This window comes from Campylobacter devanensis (genome assembly GCF_002139915.1).
In the GTDB taxonomy this organism is placed as follows: Bacteria; Campylobacterota; Campylobacteria; order Campylobacterales; family Campylobacteraceae; genus Campylobacter; species Campylobacter devanensis.
Map to the genome: position 1 here is coordinate 1,340,458 of NZ_CP018788.1, position 16,370 is coordinate 1,356,827.

A 16,370-nucleotide genomic window follows, 5' to 3' on the forward strand; every position below is an offset into this window, starting at 1 on the left:
TAGCCCTTTTTATAATTATTTAGGGCTAGAATTATATCTAAATTTATCTAAATTTATCACCTAATTTTAGGCTGTAGTATCATCTTTTAAAATCTCTAAAAGAGCGAATTTGAGCTCTTTTAAATTTTCTCCGCTAACGCTTGAAATTGGCATTACAAAATATGGAAGTGAAGTATCAATTTTATATCCACTTTGTTTTGTTTCAAAGCCAAATTTAGATATAAAATTTTGGACTTTTTCATCAATATCCTCAGCCACATCTGCTCTAGTAAGAGCAATGGCAAAACTTCGTTTAGCAAGTAAAGGTGAGAATTTTTCAACTTCAGATCTTAGAGTTTCAAACTGCTCTTCAAGGCTTCTATAGTTTGCTAAATCTATCATATATAGCAAAACTTTAGTTCTTTCGATATGTTTTAAAAACTTAATTCCAAGCCCTTTGCCATCACTAGCTCCTTCTATAATACCTGGAATATCAGCCATCACAAATCCATTGAATTGATCTACTTCAACCAATCCTAGCTTTGGTGTAAGCGTAGTAAATTCATAATTTGCAATTTGTGGTTTAGCATTTGATACAGCTGAGATTAAGGTAGATTTACCAACATTTGGAAAACCAACAAGACCAACATCGGCAATCAGCTTTAATTCAAGTCTAATATTCTTAGTCTCACCTGGAAGTCCTGGCTGCGCTTTTGAAGGTACTTGATTTACGCTAGTTTTAAAATGAATATTGCCAAGACCGCCTTTACCGCCAAGTAAAAATAACTCTTTTTGACCTTCAGTTGTAAGGTCTAGTAGCAACTCTCCACTATCATTATCATACACAGCAGTTCCTGGCGGTACAATTAATTCAAGGTTCTCACCCTTTTTACCAGTCATATTTCTTGGAAGTCCTGGTACGCCATTTGCAGCTTTTAAAACTCTTTTACCTTTGTAGTTGGCTAAAGTATGCGTATTATTATCAACTATAAAATATACATCACCGCCATTTCCGCCATCACCGCCATCTGGCCCACCTAGAGGAACATGCTTTTCACGGCGAAAACTAGCACAGCCTGGCCCACCTTTGCCACTACTTACAGTAAAACTTACACTATCTATAAACATTTTGGATATCCTTTATCTAAAGGCTATTTAAAGAATAAATTAATTAAAGAGAAAGCCCCGTTACGGAGCTTAAATTATGCAGCTGGATAGACAGAAACTTTTTTTCTATCTTTATCTTTTCTTTCGAATTTCACAAAACCATCAACCAAAGCAAATATAGTATGATCTTTTCCCATACCTACATTGTTGCCTGGGTGAGTTGCTGTTCCTCTTTGGCGGATTATGATATTTCCGGCTCTTACGAACTCACCGCCGAATTTTTTAACACCTAAGCGGCGACCTATACTATCACGGTTATTTTGGGTTGAACCCTGACCTTTCTTGTGTGCCATACCTTACTCTCCTTAGGCTTTTATACTTGTAACTTTTACACGAGTGTATTCTCTTCTAAAACCGCGTTTTAATTTTGAATCTTTTCTTCTGCGTTTTTTGTAGATAACAACTTTTTTGTCTTTACCTTCTCGTATAACTTCTAAAACAACTTTTGCACCACTCACAAACGGCGCACCTACCTTTAAACTGCCATCATTAACTGCTAAAACCTCAGTGATTTCAACAATTGATTTTGCTTCGGCTTCAAAATGATCTAAATTTAGGAAGTCACCTTCGCTAACTTTATACTGTTTTGAGCCATGTTTGATAATCGCATACATCAAACTATCCTTTAAAATTTGGTAAGACCAAAAAGCACTCTTAAATAGAAATTTATCAAAGAGATTTATGGAGCTATTTTGGATATTAAGGCGTGATTATACTAAATTTATTATAAATTTTGACTAAATTTTTTAGGGGGGGGTGAATTTGAATTTAGCCTACCGAGTTGGTAGGCTTTGAGATTATAGCTCTGGTTTTGGAGTAGCTTCTGTGCTTGCTGGGAATTGTGGATATACAACTTTTGGTTTTTCGCCTGTTAGGCTATTTAAGAAGCTAATAATGCTTTTTGCTTCAGCATCGCTGATTTCGATACCTAATTGGACACTTCCCATCTCTTTTACAGCTTCATCAAGTTTCCATATAGCGCCATTGTGGAAGTATGGAGCAGTTTCTGCTACATTTCTTAGAGTTGGAGTTTTGACCATGCCATTTGCATCACCTTTAAAGTCGCCAATATTAGCAAATTTATATTTACCTGCTACTTCAAATGCTTGCATAGATCCACCTAGATTTACACCTGTGTGGCAAGTAACACAACCTTTATCAATGAAAGTTTGTAGGCCTTGTTTTTCAGCTTTGTTTAGAGCTTTTAAGTCGCCATTCATAAATTTATCAAATTTAGATGGAGTAAGAAGTGTTCTTTCGAAACTTGCGATCGCATCGGCGATATTGTCAAATGTAATACCATCTTTATATATTTTTTTAAATTCAGCCTGATACTCTGGAAGTGAGCTTATTCTCTCTACTGCAAGTGCTGCTGGAGTAGCCATCTCTGGTTCAGCTTCGATTGGGCCTTTGGCTTGATCTACTAAAGTCATAGCACGACCATCCCAAAATTGTGTTGTGTTTAGCACTGAGTTATAGACTGTTGGGCTATTTAGATGATGCGGATTTACCGTCCATTTATGACCTACAGCAGCAGCGATACCATCAGTTCCACCTAGACCTAGATTGTGGCATGTATTACAGCTGATTATACCGCTTTTTGATAATCTTGGCTCAAAATATAGTTTTTTACCGAGTTCGGCTTTTGCTTTTGTAAATTTATTTGGTTTTACGCCTATCTCTTTTAGCATCTCATCTACTTGAGCTTGTGTAGTTGGAAGTGCTTTTAAACCAGCATCTTTAGCAGCTTTTAAAAGATCAGCATCACTAGCAGCAAATAAAGATGTAGCAACTAATACAGAACTTAAAAGTAATCTACTTTTCATAATGAAACTCCTTACAAAATTTGGTTTGCGATTAGAAATATAATAATTGAAAGTAAATAAAAAATAGCGAATTTAAGCTAAAAATACTCTTTAAGTATTAATTATTTTTATTAAATATAAATTTTACTTATTTTAATTAAGATAAATTTAATCTTTTTATATTGGTAAAATAGTCCTTAAAAGGTAGTGTTGACTCAACCATTTAAATATCTTTAACTAAATTTATAATAAAAATTTATAATAAAAAAATTAAATAAAATTGTAATAATGTTACCATTGGTAAATTTTATCCTACTAAAATACCAAAATTTAATATAAATTCTTAAAACCTTCCTTAAAATTGTTGATTTTTATTTAAAATTTAACCATATAATTTAGCTTAGCCATTTTAAACAAGGATACATTATAATGAAAAAAATTTTTATAAGCTCTTTGCTTAGTTCAAGCCTACTTTTTGGCGCACTTAGCGATGCTGAGATTTTACAAGTTTTTGAAGGTGGCGATGAAGAGCTAAAATACACAATCGACTCACGCAAAAATCTACCAAATACAAATTTTGAAGAGATCAAAATCAAAATGAGTGATGGTGAAAATAGCGCTTACATTGCACTTTATAGTGATGGGGCTTATATATTTCCTGATGTGATTGATATTAAAAATAAAATCAGCTATCTAGCAAATTTTGAAAACGCTCAAGCCAAAATCGCCATAGAAAACGCAACCAAAAAACTAGGCGAACTTATCAAATCAATACCAAAAGATAATATAATCTCAATTGGCAATGATAAAAACAAAGAGACAAAATATCTATTTACAGATCCAGATTGCCCATATTGTCGCCAGGATTTAGAGCTAATTGAAGCTAAACTAAAAAGCACAAATTTAAAAATAATCCTAGCGCCAGTCTCAAACCACGGTATTCCTGCAATTAAAAAATCTATTGCGATACTAAACGAAGCAAAAAGTGCTAAAAATGATACCGCTAAAATAAAAATCCTAAGAAAATATTTTGACCCAAATGCCAAAGAGCCTAACATGATTAGCCAAGAAGAGATTGATAAGTTTAAAGCCCAAGTTGATAAAATCTTTACCACCGGTGCTGTACGTGGTGTGCCTATGCTAATTGATGCTAAAACACTAGGATTATAATGAACGCTTTAGCTATTATTACTGCTCGTGGTGGTTCAAAACGAATTCCACGCAAAAATATTAAAGAATTTATGGGAAAGCCTATGATCGCATACGCTATTGATGCGTGCAAAGATTCAGGGATTTTCGATGAGATTATGGTCTCAACTGATGATGATGAAATCGCAACTGTAGCAAGAAAGTTTGGTGCAAATGTACCATTTATGAGATCTTCTAAAAACTCAGATGATTATGCGACTACAAATGATGTATTAACTGAAGTTTTAGAGCAGTATCAAAAGCGTGGAATTAAACCTTCTGTGGTCTGTTGTGTTTATCCGTGCGTGCCATTTTTAGATGGAGAGATTTTACGCTTAGCTTATGATAAATTTAAATCAAGTGGCGCTGATGGACTTACTCCTGTTGTTAAATTTAGTTTTCCGATTCAAAGATCCTTTAGGATTAAAGATGGTTTTTTAGAGTATAGAGAGCCGCAAAATGCATCTAAAAGAAGTCAAGATTTAGAGCCTATGTATCATGATGTAGGAATGTTTTACTTTTACAAAGGCACAAAGCTAAATGGTAAAAATATAATTCCATATATAATAGATGAATCTGTAGCGCAAGATATCGATACAATGGATGATTGGAAGATGGCAGAGATTAAATTTAAGGTAAAAAATGAGCTATAAAATTGGACTAAAGCTTTGGAGTTTAAATGAGAATTATATAGCACCGGCTAAAGAACTTTATGAGTGTGGCAAGTATGATTATATAGAACTTTATACCGTGCCTAATAGCTTACAAATGCTACCTTTGTGGAAAAATTTAGCTAAAGATTGCGGTGTTAAATTTGCCATTCATGCGCCACATTTTAGCAGTGGGCTAGATTTTTCAAATCCTAATAAACAGCGTTATAATCTAGAATTATGCGAACAAGTAAAACGCTATAGCGGCGAGCTAGAGGCCGTTTATACCGTATTTCATCCTGGAATTGGTGGAAGCATTAATGAGAGCGTACGACAGATGAAAATGGTAAAAAATCTAAAATTTGCTATCGAAAATAAACCATATATCGTACCAATGGACAATGGAACCGCATTTTGCGTAGGGGCAGATTTTTTGAGTATTAAGCGAATTTTAGACGAAGTAGGATGTGAATTTTGCCTTGATGCTGGACATGCGCTTTGTAGCGCAAACTATCAAGGATTAAATCCTTATGAGTATATTGCTAAATTAAACGAGCTAAATCCTAGAATTTATCATCTAAGCGATAACGATGAGAACGCAAAACTTGATGCACATATGCATTTTGGTGATGGGAGTATTGATTTAGCAAGGGTATTAAAGCTTTTGTGCGGCGGGGAATTTTTAGCAATTGAGACGATCAAAGATAGCAAAGATAATTTAGATGATTTTGCTAAGGATTGCTCAATTTTAAAATTGCTAATTAAAAATACTAAGTAATTTTAGAGTATTTTTAATAAATTTATTTTATTGCTAAATTTGGGATTAAAATTTCAATCTCAAATTTAACTCTAAATATAAATTTATCACTTAAATTAATAATATATCAAATTATTTAAATATTGTAAATTTAAAAACATAAAAATAATTATAATAAATTATTTAGCTATTAATGCCGTACTAATTTTCCAAAATCACATCTCAACTATGATAATAATTCTTAAGATTATGAAATTAAAAAGATATTTAATAATTTATATCAAATTTATTTCCTAATTTATGCTATTTTTATAATCTTAATTTAAAGTTAAATTGAGTATAATTATCAAAAAGATTTGGAGAATTATATGGAATTTTTAAAAGAATATATAGATTATATTATATTTGCTACCTTAGGAATTATGGCGTTTATAGCCTGCTGGTGCGTGATAGAAAGAGTGTTGTTCTTACGCAAAGTAGATATAAACAGCTACACTAGCCAAACCGAGCTTGATAACGCTCTAAGCTATAATCTTACAACACTATATATAATCTACTCAAACGCTCCATATGTAGGACTTTTAGGAACTGTTATTGGTATTATGATTAGCTTTTATGATATGAGTATTTCAGCTACTATAGATGTAAAAAGTGTAGTTTTAGGCCTCTCACTTGCGCTTAAGGCCACAGCCCTTGGCCTATTAGTTGCTATACCAAGTCTAATAGCTTATAACTATCTATTTCGTGCTGTAAATCTCATATCAAGCAGATATAAAAAATAGGATATAATCTTGATAAAATTACCTAAAAACGAAGGGTTAAATATAATCCCATTTATAGATATTATGCTTGTTGTTTTGGCTATGGTGCTTAGCATTTCTACATTTATTGCTAGTGGACAAATCAAAGTAGATCTTCCAAATGCTAGCTCAGCTCAACCGCTAGAATTCAAAGAAAAGCTAACCATCATAATCGACCAAAATGATAACTTTTATCTCAACGATACTATCATAGATATTAACGACCTTGAGGTTAAAATTGCTGCTACGCCAAAACAAACAGTAGTTGAATTAAAAAGCGACAAAGGTGCTAAATTTGATAGCTTTGTCAAAATTATTGATATTTTAAAGGTCAATAATCACCAAAATTTCTCAATCATTACGGAGAAAACACGATGATGCGAGCAATTTACTCAAGCAAAACCCAATCATTTTGCTTAACTAGTATGCTATTTATTCCATTTATTTGGTTTGGTCTAAATGCATTAAAACCAATCGTTCCAGCTATCACTACACAAAGCATTAGCCTAAATCAGATAGTCCAAATTCCAAAACCAGCTCCAGTGCAAACACCTAAATTTGAGACACCAAAACAAGTTCAAAAAATCGAACCAATCAAAACCCCAAAACCAACTCCAGTCAAACCAAAGCCAACTCCAACTCCAAAACCAATGCCTATAGAATCTAAACCGGCTAAAAAAATAGAACAAATTACACAAGCAACACAAACCACTCCAGTAGCACAAACTAAGCCAGTAGAACAAATACAAACATATAATATAACTAGCGCTACACCAGATCCATTTTTAGCAGCGATAAAATCAGCTATAAATGATAATCACATATACCCACGCACCGCTAAAAGACTAAGACAACAAGGCAATGTATTAGTTGAGTTTATATGGACAAAAGATATGGAGTTAAAAGGGTTAAAAATTCTAAAATCTTCCCAGCACAAAGCTCTAAATGAAGCTGCACTAGCTACAATAACAGCAGCGGCTAAAAGTTTTCCAAAACACGATAAGACCGTTCAAATTCAAATCCCGTTAGTTTATAAAATAAACTAAAAACTACTAAATTTGCTCATCTTGTCTTTGGGCGATTTGAATTTGGATTAAAATTTGGATTAAATTTCTACATTTGTAGCTATATTTTGACCTTTTTTAGATACAATCTATAAAATCAAATTTGGAGTTATCATGAATCCATTTGTTATAGCTGAGATGTCGGCTAATCACTGCGGGGATAAAGATTTAGCATTTAAAATTATCAAAGCTGCCAAAGAGTGTGGTGCTGATGCTATTAAAGTTCAAACATATACAGCAGATACTATTACGATTGATTGCCGTGATGAGATATTTATGACTAGAGATGATGGACTTTGGGCTGGACAAAGCCTTTATGAATTATACCAAAAGGCCTACACGCCGTGGCAATGGCAGGCTGATTTAAAAGCTTATGCTGATGAGATTGGGATTGAGTTTTTTAGCACACCGTTTGATTTTAGCGCAGTTGATTTTTTAGAAAGCATCAATGTCAGTCGCTATAAAATAGCCTCTTTTGAAGCGATGGATTATCCACTTATTCGATATGCTGCAAAGCATAAAAAGCCAATGATAATATCTACTGGAGTTAGCACAATTGATGAAATTTACGAGGCAATTGACGCATGCAAAAGTGTTGGTAATCACGATATTACAATCCTAAAATGTACATCTAACTACCCAGCTCAAATAGAAGATATGAATATTGCAACTATCTCTGATATGATGGCTAGATTTGCTCCACTTGGTGTAAAGGTTGGGCTAAGCGATCACTCAATGAGCTTAGAAGTACCAATCACTGCTGTGGCTCTTGGAGCTAGTGTGATTGAAAAGCACTTTACTCTTGATAGAGCCTTAGGTGGAGAAGATAGCGGATTTTCGCTAAACAAAGATGAATTTAGCGCAATGGCTCAAGCGGTTAAAAATGCATATAAAGCCCTTGGTAAGGTTGATTATAGCTTTAGCGAGCAAAATCGTAAATATGCTAGATCGCTTTTTGTAACAAAAGATATTAAAAAAGGAGAAATTTTAACCCCTGAAAATATCCGCTCTATTCGCCCAGCTCAAGGTCTTCACCCACGATATTATGAACAAGCCATTGGCAAAAAAGCTACAAAAGATCTTAAATTTGCTAAGCCTTTAGAACTTAGCGACTTTGAGTAAGCTATGCAAAAAGTCTATATAATAGCAGAAGCTGGAGTAAATCACAATGGAGATTTAAACACAGCTAAAAAATTAATAGATGAAGCTAAAAAGGCCGGTGCTGATGCTGTTAAATTTCAAACCTTTAAAGCTGAAAATTTAGCTAGTAAAACTGCTTTAAAGGCAACCTATCAAAAACAAACTACAGATTCTAAACAAAGCCAATATGAGATGCTAAAGGCCCTTGAGCTAAGTATTAAATCCTATACTAAACTAATAGAGCATACCAAAAATATTGGAATTGAGTTTTTATCTACTCCATTTGATATTGATTCAGCAAATTTACTTTTTGAGCTTGGTCTGAGCAAATTTAAAATCCCAAGTGGCGAACTAACAAATCTACCGCTACTTCGTACTATTGCTAAATTTAAAAAACCAATAATTTTATCAACTGGAATGGCTACAATGGCTGAGATTTGGGATGCTTTTAATATTCTTAATACCAATGTAGCACTAGAAGATATCACGATTTTGCATGCAAATACTGAATATCCTACACCTTTTTGCGATGTTAATTTAAAAGCAATGGTTAGTATTGGGGCTGAATTTGGAGTTAAATTTGGATATAGTGATCACACATTAGGAATTGCTGTGCCAATTGCAGCGGTTGCACTTGGGGCAAGTGTGATTGAAAAGCACTTTACCCTAGATAAGACCCAGCCAGGCCCAGATCACAAGGCTAGTTTAGAACCAAACGAATTAGCTCAAATGGTAGCTGGAATTCGAGCAATTGAGCTAGCCCTAGGCGATGGAATCAAAAGCCCAAGCCCAAGCGAGATAAAAAATATAAACATTGCTAGAAAGTCTATTGTAGCTAAATTTGATATTAAAAAAGGTGAAATTTTTACCGATGATAATATCACGACAAAACGTACCACGCCAGCAGGAATTAGCCCAATGAAATGGGATGAAATAATAGGAACTCCAGCACAAAAAAATTATAAAAAAGATGAGATAATATGAGAAAAATATGCGTAATAACTGGATCAAGAGCTGAATATGGTCTACTTTATTGGCTGATTAAAGAGCTTAGCATTAGCAAAAGTCTGCAACTTCAATTAATTGTAACAGGTAGTCATTTGCGAAGCGATTTTGGCAATACATATTTACAAATTCAAGATGAGTTTAATATCAATAAAAAGGTTGATATTTTAAATTTTGCCAATGATGCTCTTGGTGTATGCAAATCTATGGGAGTAGCTACTAGCGAGATTGGCAAAGCCTTAAGCGAACTAGCTCCTGATATTGTTGTGGTTTTAGGCGATAGATATGAGATATTTTGCGCAGCATCTGCGGCCCTAGTATTAGGTATTCCAATAGCTCACATTCACGGCGGAGAACTCAGCGCTGGAGCTATTGATGAGTCATTTAGGCATAGCATTACAAAGATGTCGCATATCCATTTTACTGCAAATAAAGAGTATGCTAAAAGAGTAGCTCAATTAGGCGAAGATCCTAAATTTATCTTTAATGTTGGCGGTATGGGAATTGAAAATATAAAAAGGCTAAAGCTATTAAATAAAGCCAAATTTCAAGACTCAATTAAATTTAATCTAAATAAAAAAAATATCCTAGTAACCTACCATCCACTTACTACTCAAACAGATAATAAAAAAGATTTTAAAGAGATTTTAAAAGCACTAAATGAACTAAAAGATACAAATATAATTTTTACAAAAGCTAATAGTGATGCTGGTGGAATAGCTATAAATAAAATGATAGATGAATATGTCAAATCTCGCCCTAATTGTATCGCCTTTGCCTCCCTTGGAAGCCTAAGATACCTAAGCGCACTTAAGCATGTAGATATAATTTTAGGTAATAGCTCTAGCGGACTTTTAGAAGCCCCTAGTATGGGAGTTGCAACCATAAATATAGGCCCAAGACAAGATGGCAGACTAAAAGCACCAAGCATCATAGATGTCAAGCCTATAAAGGCGCAAATTTTAAAAGCAATAAAACTTGCCTATAGTCCAAAATTTCAAAAAATAATCCAGAAAAAACAAAATCCATATGGCAACTCAAAGCCTAGTAAAACCATAATCAAAGTTCTAAAAAATATAAATTTAAAAGATATCACAGTCAAAAGATTTAAGGATTTGGTATGACTTTAAATTGGGGGGGGGTTCTACCCCAAAAAGGCCATAATATGAATATAAACTCTCTAAAGCTAAGCCCAACTAGCAGTATAAAAGAGGCTCTTAAAATAATCGATAGTGGCGCACTCCAAATGGCGCTAGTTGTAAATAGCGATGGCAAACTTTTAGGTACAATTAGTGATGGTGATATTAGGCGAGGATTATTAAGCTCAATGGAGCTAACTCAAAGTATTGAATCCCTATACTATCGCACGCCTATAGTTTCGCACTCGTTGCATGTCTCTCCAGATATCATTGCTAAAGCCAAAGCTAAAAATATACGCTACATTCCAATTATCGATGAAAATGATATCGCAACTGCTATTGTTAATATTTATGAACCAAACTTTAAAAAACCAAACCAGGTTATATTAATGGCTGGCGGATTAGGCACAAGGCTTCGCCCGCTAACTAATCAAATTCCAAAGCCAATGCTTCATGTAGGTCCAAAACCAATTCTACAAACAATCATAGAAAGCTTTCTTGCAAATGGGTATAGCGATTTTACTATTTGTGTCAATTACAAGGCTGAGATTATTACAAACTACTTTGGCGATGGAAAGAAATTTGGTGTAAACATAAACTATGTTTTTGAAGATAAACGCCTTGGTACAGCTGGGGCGCTAAGCTTGATAAATCCACCAAAAGATGATTTTTTTGTAATGAATGGCGACCTGCTAACAAATACTGATTTTACTAAACTTCACGACTATCATACAGCTCACAAATCTGTTGCTACAATGTGTGTGCGAGAATATGAGATGCAAGTGCCATATGGAGTGGTAAATTTAGATGATAATACTATCAAATCTATCACTGAAAAGCCACGCCAAAAATTCCATGTAAGTGCTGGAATCTATATGTTAAACCCACAAATCCTAAATTTTATTCCAAAAAATGAGTATCTAGATATGCCAGATCTTTTTAACTCTTTAGCTACTAAGAATCAAAATCCAAAAGCTTATCTAATTAATGAAGAGTGGCTAGATATAGGCAGAATCGAAGAGTATAACCTAGCAAATGAGCTTTATAGTGAGATTTTCTCATGAGAGCGCTTATACTTTCTATGGGGTCAATTGGTCGCCGCCACGCTGATGTTTTGCGCTCATTAGGATTTGATATTAGTGCCATTTCATCACAAAAAATTATTGATATAAAATGTTATAAAGAGCTTGAAACAGTAGATATAAATCAGTTTGATTACTTTATCATTGCCTCGCCTACATATTTGCATTTTAAACATTTAAGCTATATTGATTTAAATGCCTGTAATAAAATAATACTTTGCGAAAAGCCATTATTTGATAAATTTAGAGATTTTAATCCAAACAATAAGATTTTTATTGGGTATAATCTGCGTTTTCATCCACTAATTTTAGAGCTAAAAAATATGCTAAATCCAAGCGATATTTTAACTATTGAAGCTCGCTGTGGTCAATATTTGCCATCATGGCGAAAACGAAAATATACTAGCTCTTATAGCGCTAAAAAGGAGCTTGGCGGAGGCGTTTTGTTAGATCTTAGTCATGAGATTGATTATCTTAGCTTTTTATGCGATTCTAAATTAGAATTGATTAAATCTTATCAAGCCAAAGTATCAAATTTAAATATCACTAGCGATGATATTTGTATGATTTTAGCTAAATGCAATAAGACTTTAATAAATATCAGCCTAAATTATCTAAGTAAAACACCATATCGTCAAATTTTAATTGAGACAAATAATAATACCTATCATCTTGACCTCATCGCAAATATACTTAAAATAGTAGATCAAGATGGAAAAATCACTCAAATACAAAAACCAAATTTACAAAGAAACGATACTTTCAAAGCGATGCATATAGATGCTTTAAATATGCAAAATCATATATGTACATTTTCTCAAGCTATGGATACAATGCGACTAATAGATCAAATTCAAAAGGAAAATATATGAGCAATATACTATGTACCATTTGCGCTAGAGGCGGTAGCAAAGGTGTAAAAAATAAAAATATCCGCCCAATTGCTGGTCTTCCACTCATTGCTCACACTATAAATCAAGCCAAAGAGTGCGGTTTATTTAAGCATATTGTAATTAGTACTGATAGCGATGAGATAGCCTCTACAGCGCAAAAATATGGAGCGGAGGTCTTTTTTAAACGAGATAGCGCTTTAGCTAGTGATACTGCTGGCAAACTAGCTGTAATCCGTGATGCCTTACTAAAAAGTCAAGAGTATTATAAACATAAATTTGATTATATTATAGACCTTGATGCTACATCTCCTTTGCGTCTATCTAGCGATATTAATATGGCTTTTGAGCAGTTTATACAAGATGATAATGATATTCTTATTACTGCTACGCCAAGTCGTAGAAGTCCATACTTTAATCTAATAGAAAAAATAGATGGCAAGATAAATCTTAGCAAAACTCTACCAAATCAAATTTTACGCCGTCAAGATGCTCCAGCTACATATGATATGAACGCTTCAATTTATATATGGAAATCTTTAGTTTTATTAAATAACGATACCTTGTTTTTACCTAAAACTGGACTATATGTAATGCCTGCAAATCGCAGCATTGATATAGATGATGAGCTTGATTTTATGATAGTAGAGCATATTTTAAGGAGTAAAAATGCTTAAAGATAAAGTAGTTATAATAATTGGCGGTTCAGGATTAATCGGCAAAGCTTTTGTAAAATCAGCTATGCAAAATCACGCTACAGTAATCAACGCAGATATAAATCAGCCAAACACAAAACTAGATTGTGAGTTTATCCATACTGATATAACTAATAAAAGCTCACTTGATAATCTAATAGAATTAACCAGTCAAAAATATGGCAAAATAGACGCTGTAGTAAATTCTGCCTATCCAAGAACAAAAAACTTTTCTAACCACTTTTTTGATGTAGAGTATGAGGATTTTTGCACTAATACCAATCTTCAACTTGGTGGAGCATTTTTGGTTATGCAAAGATTTGCTAAATTTTTTAAATCACAAGGATATGGCAATATAATCACACTCTCATCTATTCAAGGCGTAGTAGCACCTAAATTTCAAACCTATAAAAATACACAGATGAGTTCTCCAGTAGCCTATAGCGCTATTAAATCTGGAGTTATTCATCTAAGTCGCTACCTAGCTAAATATCTAAAAGGGAATAATATTAGAGTCAATTGCATAAGTCCAGGTGGAATACTAGATAACCAAAATGAGATATTTCTAAGTCAATACAAAGATGTCTGTCTAAATAAAGGTATGTTAGACCCAGATGATATCTGCGGGGCTTTAATATTTTTACTTAGCGATTATAGCCAGTTTATTAATGGACAAAATATAATTGTAGATGATGGATTTTGCTTATAATCTTAGTAGAGTAAAAATTTTGGCGTAGTAATCTATGCCAAAATCTAAGCAGCATCAAAGCCAAGTGATACTAACTATCAATAATAATTATATAATAATACAATCAAACTCCAAATTCTCTCATAAAAATAAATTTTTTAATCTTAAATTCCAACTTTTAATCTAAAAATAATTTATTAATAGTAAAATATCAGACGAATTAATTCATATTTTGAAAGGATAAAATATGTCGATATTCGACAATTTCAAGATTAAGAATAAGATGCTTATTCTCATCGTCATTCCGCTCATCGTCGCTATGATCATAGCTGGCAATCTCATCAATAAAGAGTATGATACCTATAAACGCACTCAATTACTTGAAGATGGAATCTTGCTCTCATCTCAAATTTCACTTGTAATACATGAACTACAAAAAGAAAGAGGTTCATCATCAGGATATCTAGGTAGTAAAAGTGAAGATTTTAAAAAAATTTTACTAAATCAACGCCAACTAAGCGATAAAGAGATAAATAAGCTTAATGAAAATCTATCTAAATTTGAAATAGATGCATATCCAGTTGAGCTTAGGGACTCTATAAAAGATACAATAAATGCGCTAAATAATATCCAATCTATAAGAAGAGGTGTAGATAATTTTAGCGTTAAAGTAGGAGATGTTTTAGGATACTATACAAATACTATCTCAAAACTAATCAATAATATAGTAGTAATCTCTAATATCTCAAACAACTACAAAATAATCCGCTCTTTAACTGCATTTGTGAGCTTTATAAATGCTAAAGAAAATGCCGGTCAAGAAAGAGCAGTCTTATCAAATACATTCTCAGCTGATAAATTCGGCGATGGAATTTATAACAAATTTATCGCATTAGTTGTAGCTCAAAACCTATATACAGAAGAGTTTAAAAAATATGTAGACCCTGAGGAGCTAATCAATTACAACAATATAACTAGTGGAAACAAAGATTTTCAAGAAGTTGAGCGTATGAGAGCTGTGGCGATGAAAAATGCATTTACTGGCGGATTTGAGACTAGTGGTACATACTGGTTTGCTACTATTACCAAAAAAATTGATATCTTAAAACAGATAGAAGATAGACTAGCAGCTAGATTGATTCAAGACATAGACCAGATAAGACAAAGCAATATTAATGTGCTTGTTTTCTCAATTGGAATTTTAGCCTTTGCGTTTATTGCTACATTTGGATTTAGCTACATTATAATCCATAATATTAATAGTAGAATTGCTAAAATCCTAAACTATCTAGTGTATGTCCAAAAAACAAAAGATATTAGACCAAACAATGTTCTAAACAAAGGCAAAGATGAGATTGGGCTAATCTATGAACAAATAGAAGGATTTTTAAAAGTTATTAGACAGCTATTTGGTCAGCTTGATGGACAAATTCAGCAAAATCTACAAATTGCAAATGACTTACTAAACGAGTCAAAAGTAATTCAAAATGATACTCAAGAGGGCTTTAAACTATCAAAAGATTCACAAATAATCGGTCATAGCGTAGAAGATAGCCTAAGCGATAATGCTTTAAAAAGCAATGATACAATGAACAATATCATCACAGCTAAAAATGAACTAAGCTCAACCTCTAGCGTTATATCTGAATTCTCTGAGCTAGTAACGCTTGATGCAAGTCGCCAACAAGAGCTATTAACTAATATCTCAATGCTAAATAATGATGCTCAAAATGTTAAGAATATTCTAACAACTATATCAGATATTGCTGATCAAACCAACCTTCTTGCACTTAATGCCGCCATCGAAGCAGCAAGAGCAGGCGAACATGGTAGAGGGTTTGCAGTTGTTGCTGATGAGGTTAGACAGCTAGCTGAAAGAACTGGCAAATCTTTAGATGAGATTGATATAACTATCAATGCTATTACTAAGTCAATTGATGATGTAAGCTCAAAAATCACACAAACCTCAAGAGATTTTACAACATTTGTCGATGAAGCGCAAAATATTCAAAATACAATCCAAACAGCAAATGATAACATTGATCATGTCATCGCCCTAGCTACCCAAGCAATGGCTAGTTCAAAAGAGTTAAATGATAAAACCAATAACCTACTAAGTAATAATAAAACATTAAATGATAGGCTACAAAATATCTCAAATTCAATGGATAAAATTAGCTCAGTTTCTGATACACTAGAGCATAAAGCTGAGGATTTAAGGGATAAAATTAGCGAATTTAAGTTTTAATAGCTTGGTTAATAGTATTTGCTGCAATGGCTAAGCTTTTAGTCATTGCAAGAATAAGCATAAATAAGGCGAT

General features: G+C 33.2%; 18 protein-coding genes and 1 pseudogene. 15 read left to right on the plus strand and 4 right to left on the minus strand.

The features are described 5' to 3' along the window. Positions 1-66: 66 nt before the first annotated feature. The 4 genes from obgE to CIGN_RS06745 form a co-directional block, all read right to left on the minus strand. Entirely contained in the window at positions 67-1,107 is a 1,041-nt protein-coding gene (gene obgE, locus CIGN_RS06730) for a GTPase ObgE (protein ID WP_086302884.1), read from the minus strand. Between the two features lie 74 nt (positions 1,108-1,181). Next, positions 1,182-1,439, minus strand: a complete 258-nt coding sequence (rpmA, locus tag CIGN_RS06735) for a 50S ribosomal protein L27 (RefSeq protein WP_038455086.1) — start codon at positions 1,437-1,439, stop codon at positions 1,182-1,184. A 12-nt stretch (positions 1,440-1,451) separates the two neighbouring features. Continuing rightward, positions 1,452-1,760 carry a 50S ribosomal protein L21 gene (gene rplU, locus CIGN_RS06740; protein ID WP_086225044.1) on the minus strand — a complete coding sequence of 103 codons (309 nt, stop codon included), beginning with the start codon at positions 1,758-1,760 and terminating at the stop codon, positions 1,452-1,454. 183 nt (positions 1,761-1,943) lie between these two features. After that, positions 1,944-2,972 (minus strand): cytochrome-c peroxidase, encoded by a 1,029-nt coding sequence (locus CIGN_RS06745; protein ID WP_086302886.1) that lies wholly within the window; start codon positions 2,970-2,972, stop codon positions 1,944-1,946. Between the two features lie 408 nt (positions 2,973-3,380). Here CIGN_RS06745 and CIGN_RS06750 point away from each other — a divergent pair, with 408 nt between their 5' ends. The 15 genes and pseudogenes from CIGN_RS06750 to CIGN_RS08530 all read left to right on the plus strand — a co-directional run bounded on the left by CIGN_RS06750 (position 3,381) and on the right by CIGN_RS08530 (position 16,297). After that, positions 3,381-4,121 carry a thioredoxin domain-containing protein gene (locus CIGN_RS06750; protein ID WP_086302888.1) on the plus strand — a complete coding sequence of 247 codons (741 nt, stop codon included), beginning with the start codon at positions 3,381-3,383 and terminating at the stop codon, positions 4,119-4,121. Beyond that, the gene (gene pseF, locus CIGN_RS06755; RefSeq protein ID WP_181892533.1) at positions 4,121-4,792 is read left to right on the plus strand and encodes a pseudaminic acid cytidylyltransferase; all 672 of its coding nucleotides are present in this window, start codon (positions 4,121-4,123) and stop codon (positions 4,790-4,792) included. Before CIGN_RS06750 ends, pseF begins: the two co-directional genes overlap by 1 nt. Further along, positions 4,782-5,567 (plus strand): sugar phosphate isomerase/epimerase family protein, encoded by a 786-nt coding sequence (locus tag CIGN_RS06760; protein ID WP_086302892.1) that lies wholly within the window; start codon positions 4,782-4,784, stop codon positions 5,565-5,567. Before pseF ends, CIGN_RS06760 begins: the two co-directional genes overlap by 11 nt. Positions 5,568-5,914: 347 nt before the next feature. Further along, the gene (exbB, locus tag CIGN_RS06765) at positions 5,915-6,328 is read left to right on the plus strand and encodes a TonB-system energizer ExbB (RefSeq protein ID WP_086302894.1); all 414 of its coding nucleotides are present in this window, start codon (positions 5,915-5,917) and stop codon (positions 6,326-6,328) included. A gap of 9 nt (positions 6,329-6,337) precedes the next feature. Next, positions 6,338-6,724 carry a TonB system transport protein ExbD gene (exbD, locus tag CIGN_RS06770; protein WP_086302896.1) on the plus strand — a complete coding sequence of 129 codons (387 nt, stop codon included), beginning with the start codon at positions 6,338-6,340 and terminating at the stop codon, positions 6,722-6,724. Then, entirely contained in the window at positions 6,721-7,392 is a 672-nt protein-coding gene (locus CIGN_RS06775) for a TonB family protein (protein ID WP_086302898.1), read from the plus strand. The genes exbD and CIGN_RS06775 overlap by 4 nt, the downstream gene beginning before the upstream one ends. A 132-nt stretch (positions 7,393-7,524) precedes the next feature. After that, a complete protein-coding gene (gene pseI / locus CIGN_RS06780) occupies positions 7,525-8,532 on the plus strand; it encodes a pseudaminic acid synthase (protein WP_086225036.1) in 1,008 nt (335 codons plus the stop codon). Positions 8,533-8,535: 3 nt separating this feature from the next. After that, the gene (gene neuB, locus CIGN_RS06785) at positions 8,536-9,534 is read left to right on the plus strand and encodes an N-acetylneuraminate synthase (protein WP_086302900.1); all 999 of its coding nucleotides are present in this window, start codon (positions 8,536-8,538) and stop codon (positions 9,532-9,534) included. Next, complete coding sequence (gene neuC / locus CIGN_RS06790; RefSeq protein WP_086302902.1) at positions 9,531-10,679, plus strand: UDP-N-acetylglucosamine 2-epimerase; 1,149 nt, start codon at positions 9,531-9,533, stop codon at positions 10,677-10,679. The genes neuB and neuC overlap by 4 nt, the downstream gene beginning before the upstream one ends. 41 nt (positions 10,680-10,720) lie before the next feature. Continuing rightward, positions 10,721-11,758: a nucleotidyltransferase family protein gene (locus CIGN_RS06795; protein ID WP_086244879.1), complete on the plus strand. Its 1,038-nt coding sequence runs from the start codon at positions 10,721-10,723 to the stop codon at positions 11,756-11,758. Next, entirely contained in the window at positions 11,755-12,648 is an 894-nt protein-coding gene (locus CIGN_RS06800) for a Gfo/Idh/MocA family protein (RefSeq protein ID WP_086302904.1), read from the plus strand. The genes CIGN_RS06795 and CIGN_RS06800 overlap by 4 nt, the downstream gene beginning before the upstream one ends. Further along, on the plus strand, positions 12,645-13,343 hold the full coding sequence (locus CIGN_RS06805) for an acylneuraminate cytidylyltransferase family protein (protein WP_086225031.1): 699 nt from the start codon (positions 12,645-12,647) through the stop codon (positions 13,341-13,343). Before CIGN_RS06800 ends, CIGN_RS06805 begins: the two co-directional genes overlap by 4 nt. Then, entirely contained in the window at positions 13,336-14,070 is a 735-nt protein-coding gene (locus CIGN_RS06810; protein WP_086302906.1) for an oxidoreductase, read from the plus strand. Before CIGN_RS06805 ends, CIGN_RS06810 begins: the two co-directional genes overlap by 8 nt. Positions 14,071-14,368: 298 nt before the next feature. Beyond that, positions 14,369-15,175 (plus strand): annotated as a pseudogene (locus tag CIGN_RS08525) (nitrate- and nitrite sensing domain-containing protein); the annotation flags it as partial. A 462-nt stretch (positions 15,176-15,637) separates the two neighbouring features. After that, complete coding sequence (locus CIGN_RS08530; RefSeq protein WP_236844809.1) at positions 15,638-16,297, plus strand: methyl-accepting chemotaxis protein; 660 nt, start codon at positions 15,638-15,640, stop codon at positions 16,295-16,297. Positions 16,298-16,370 lie beyond the last annotated feature (73 nt).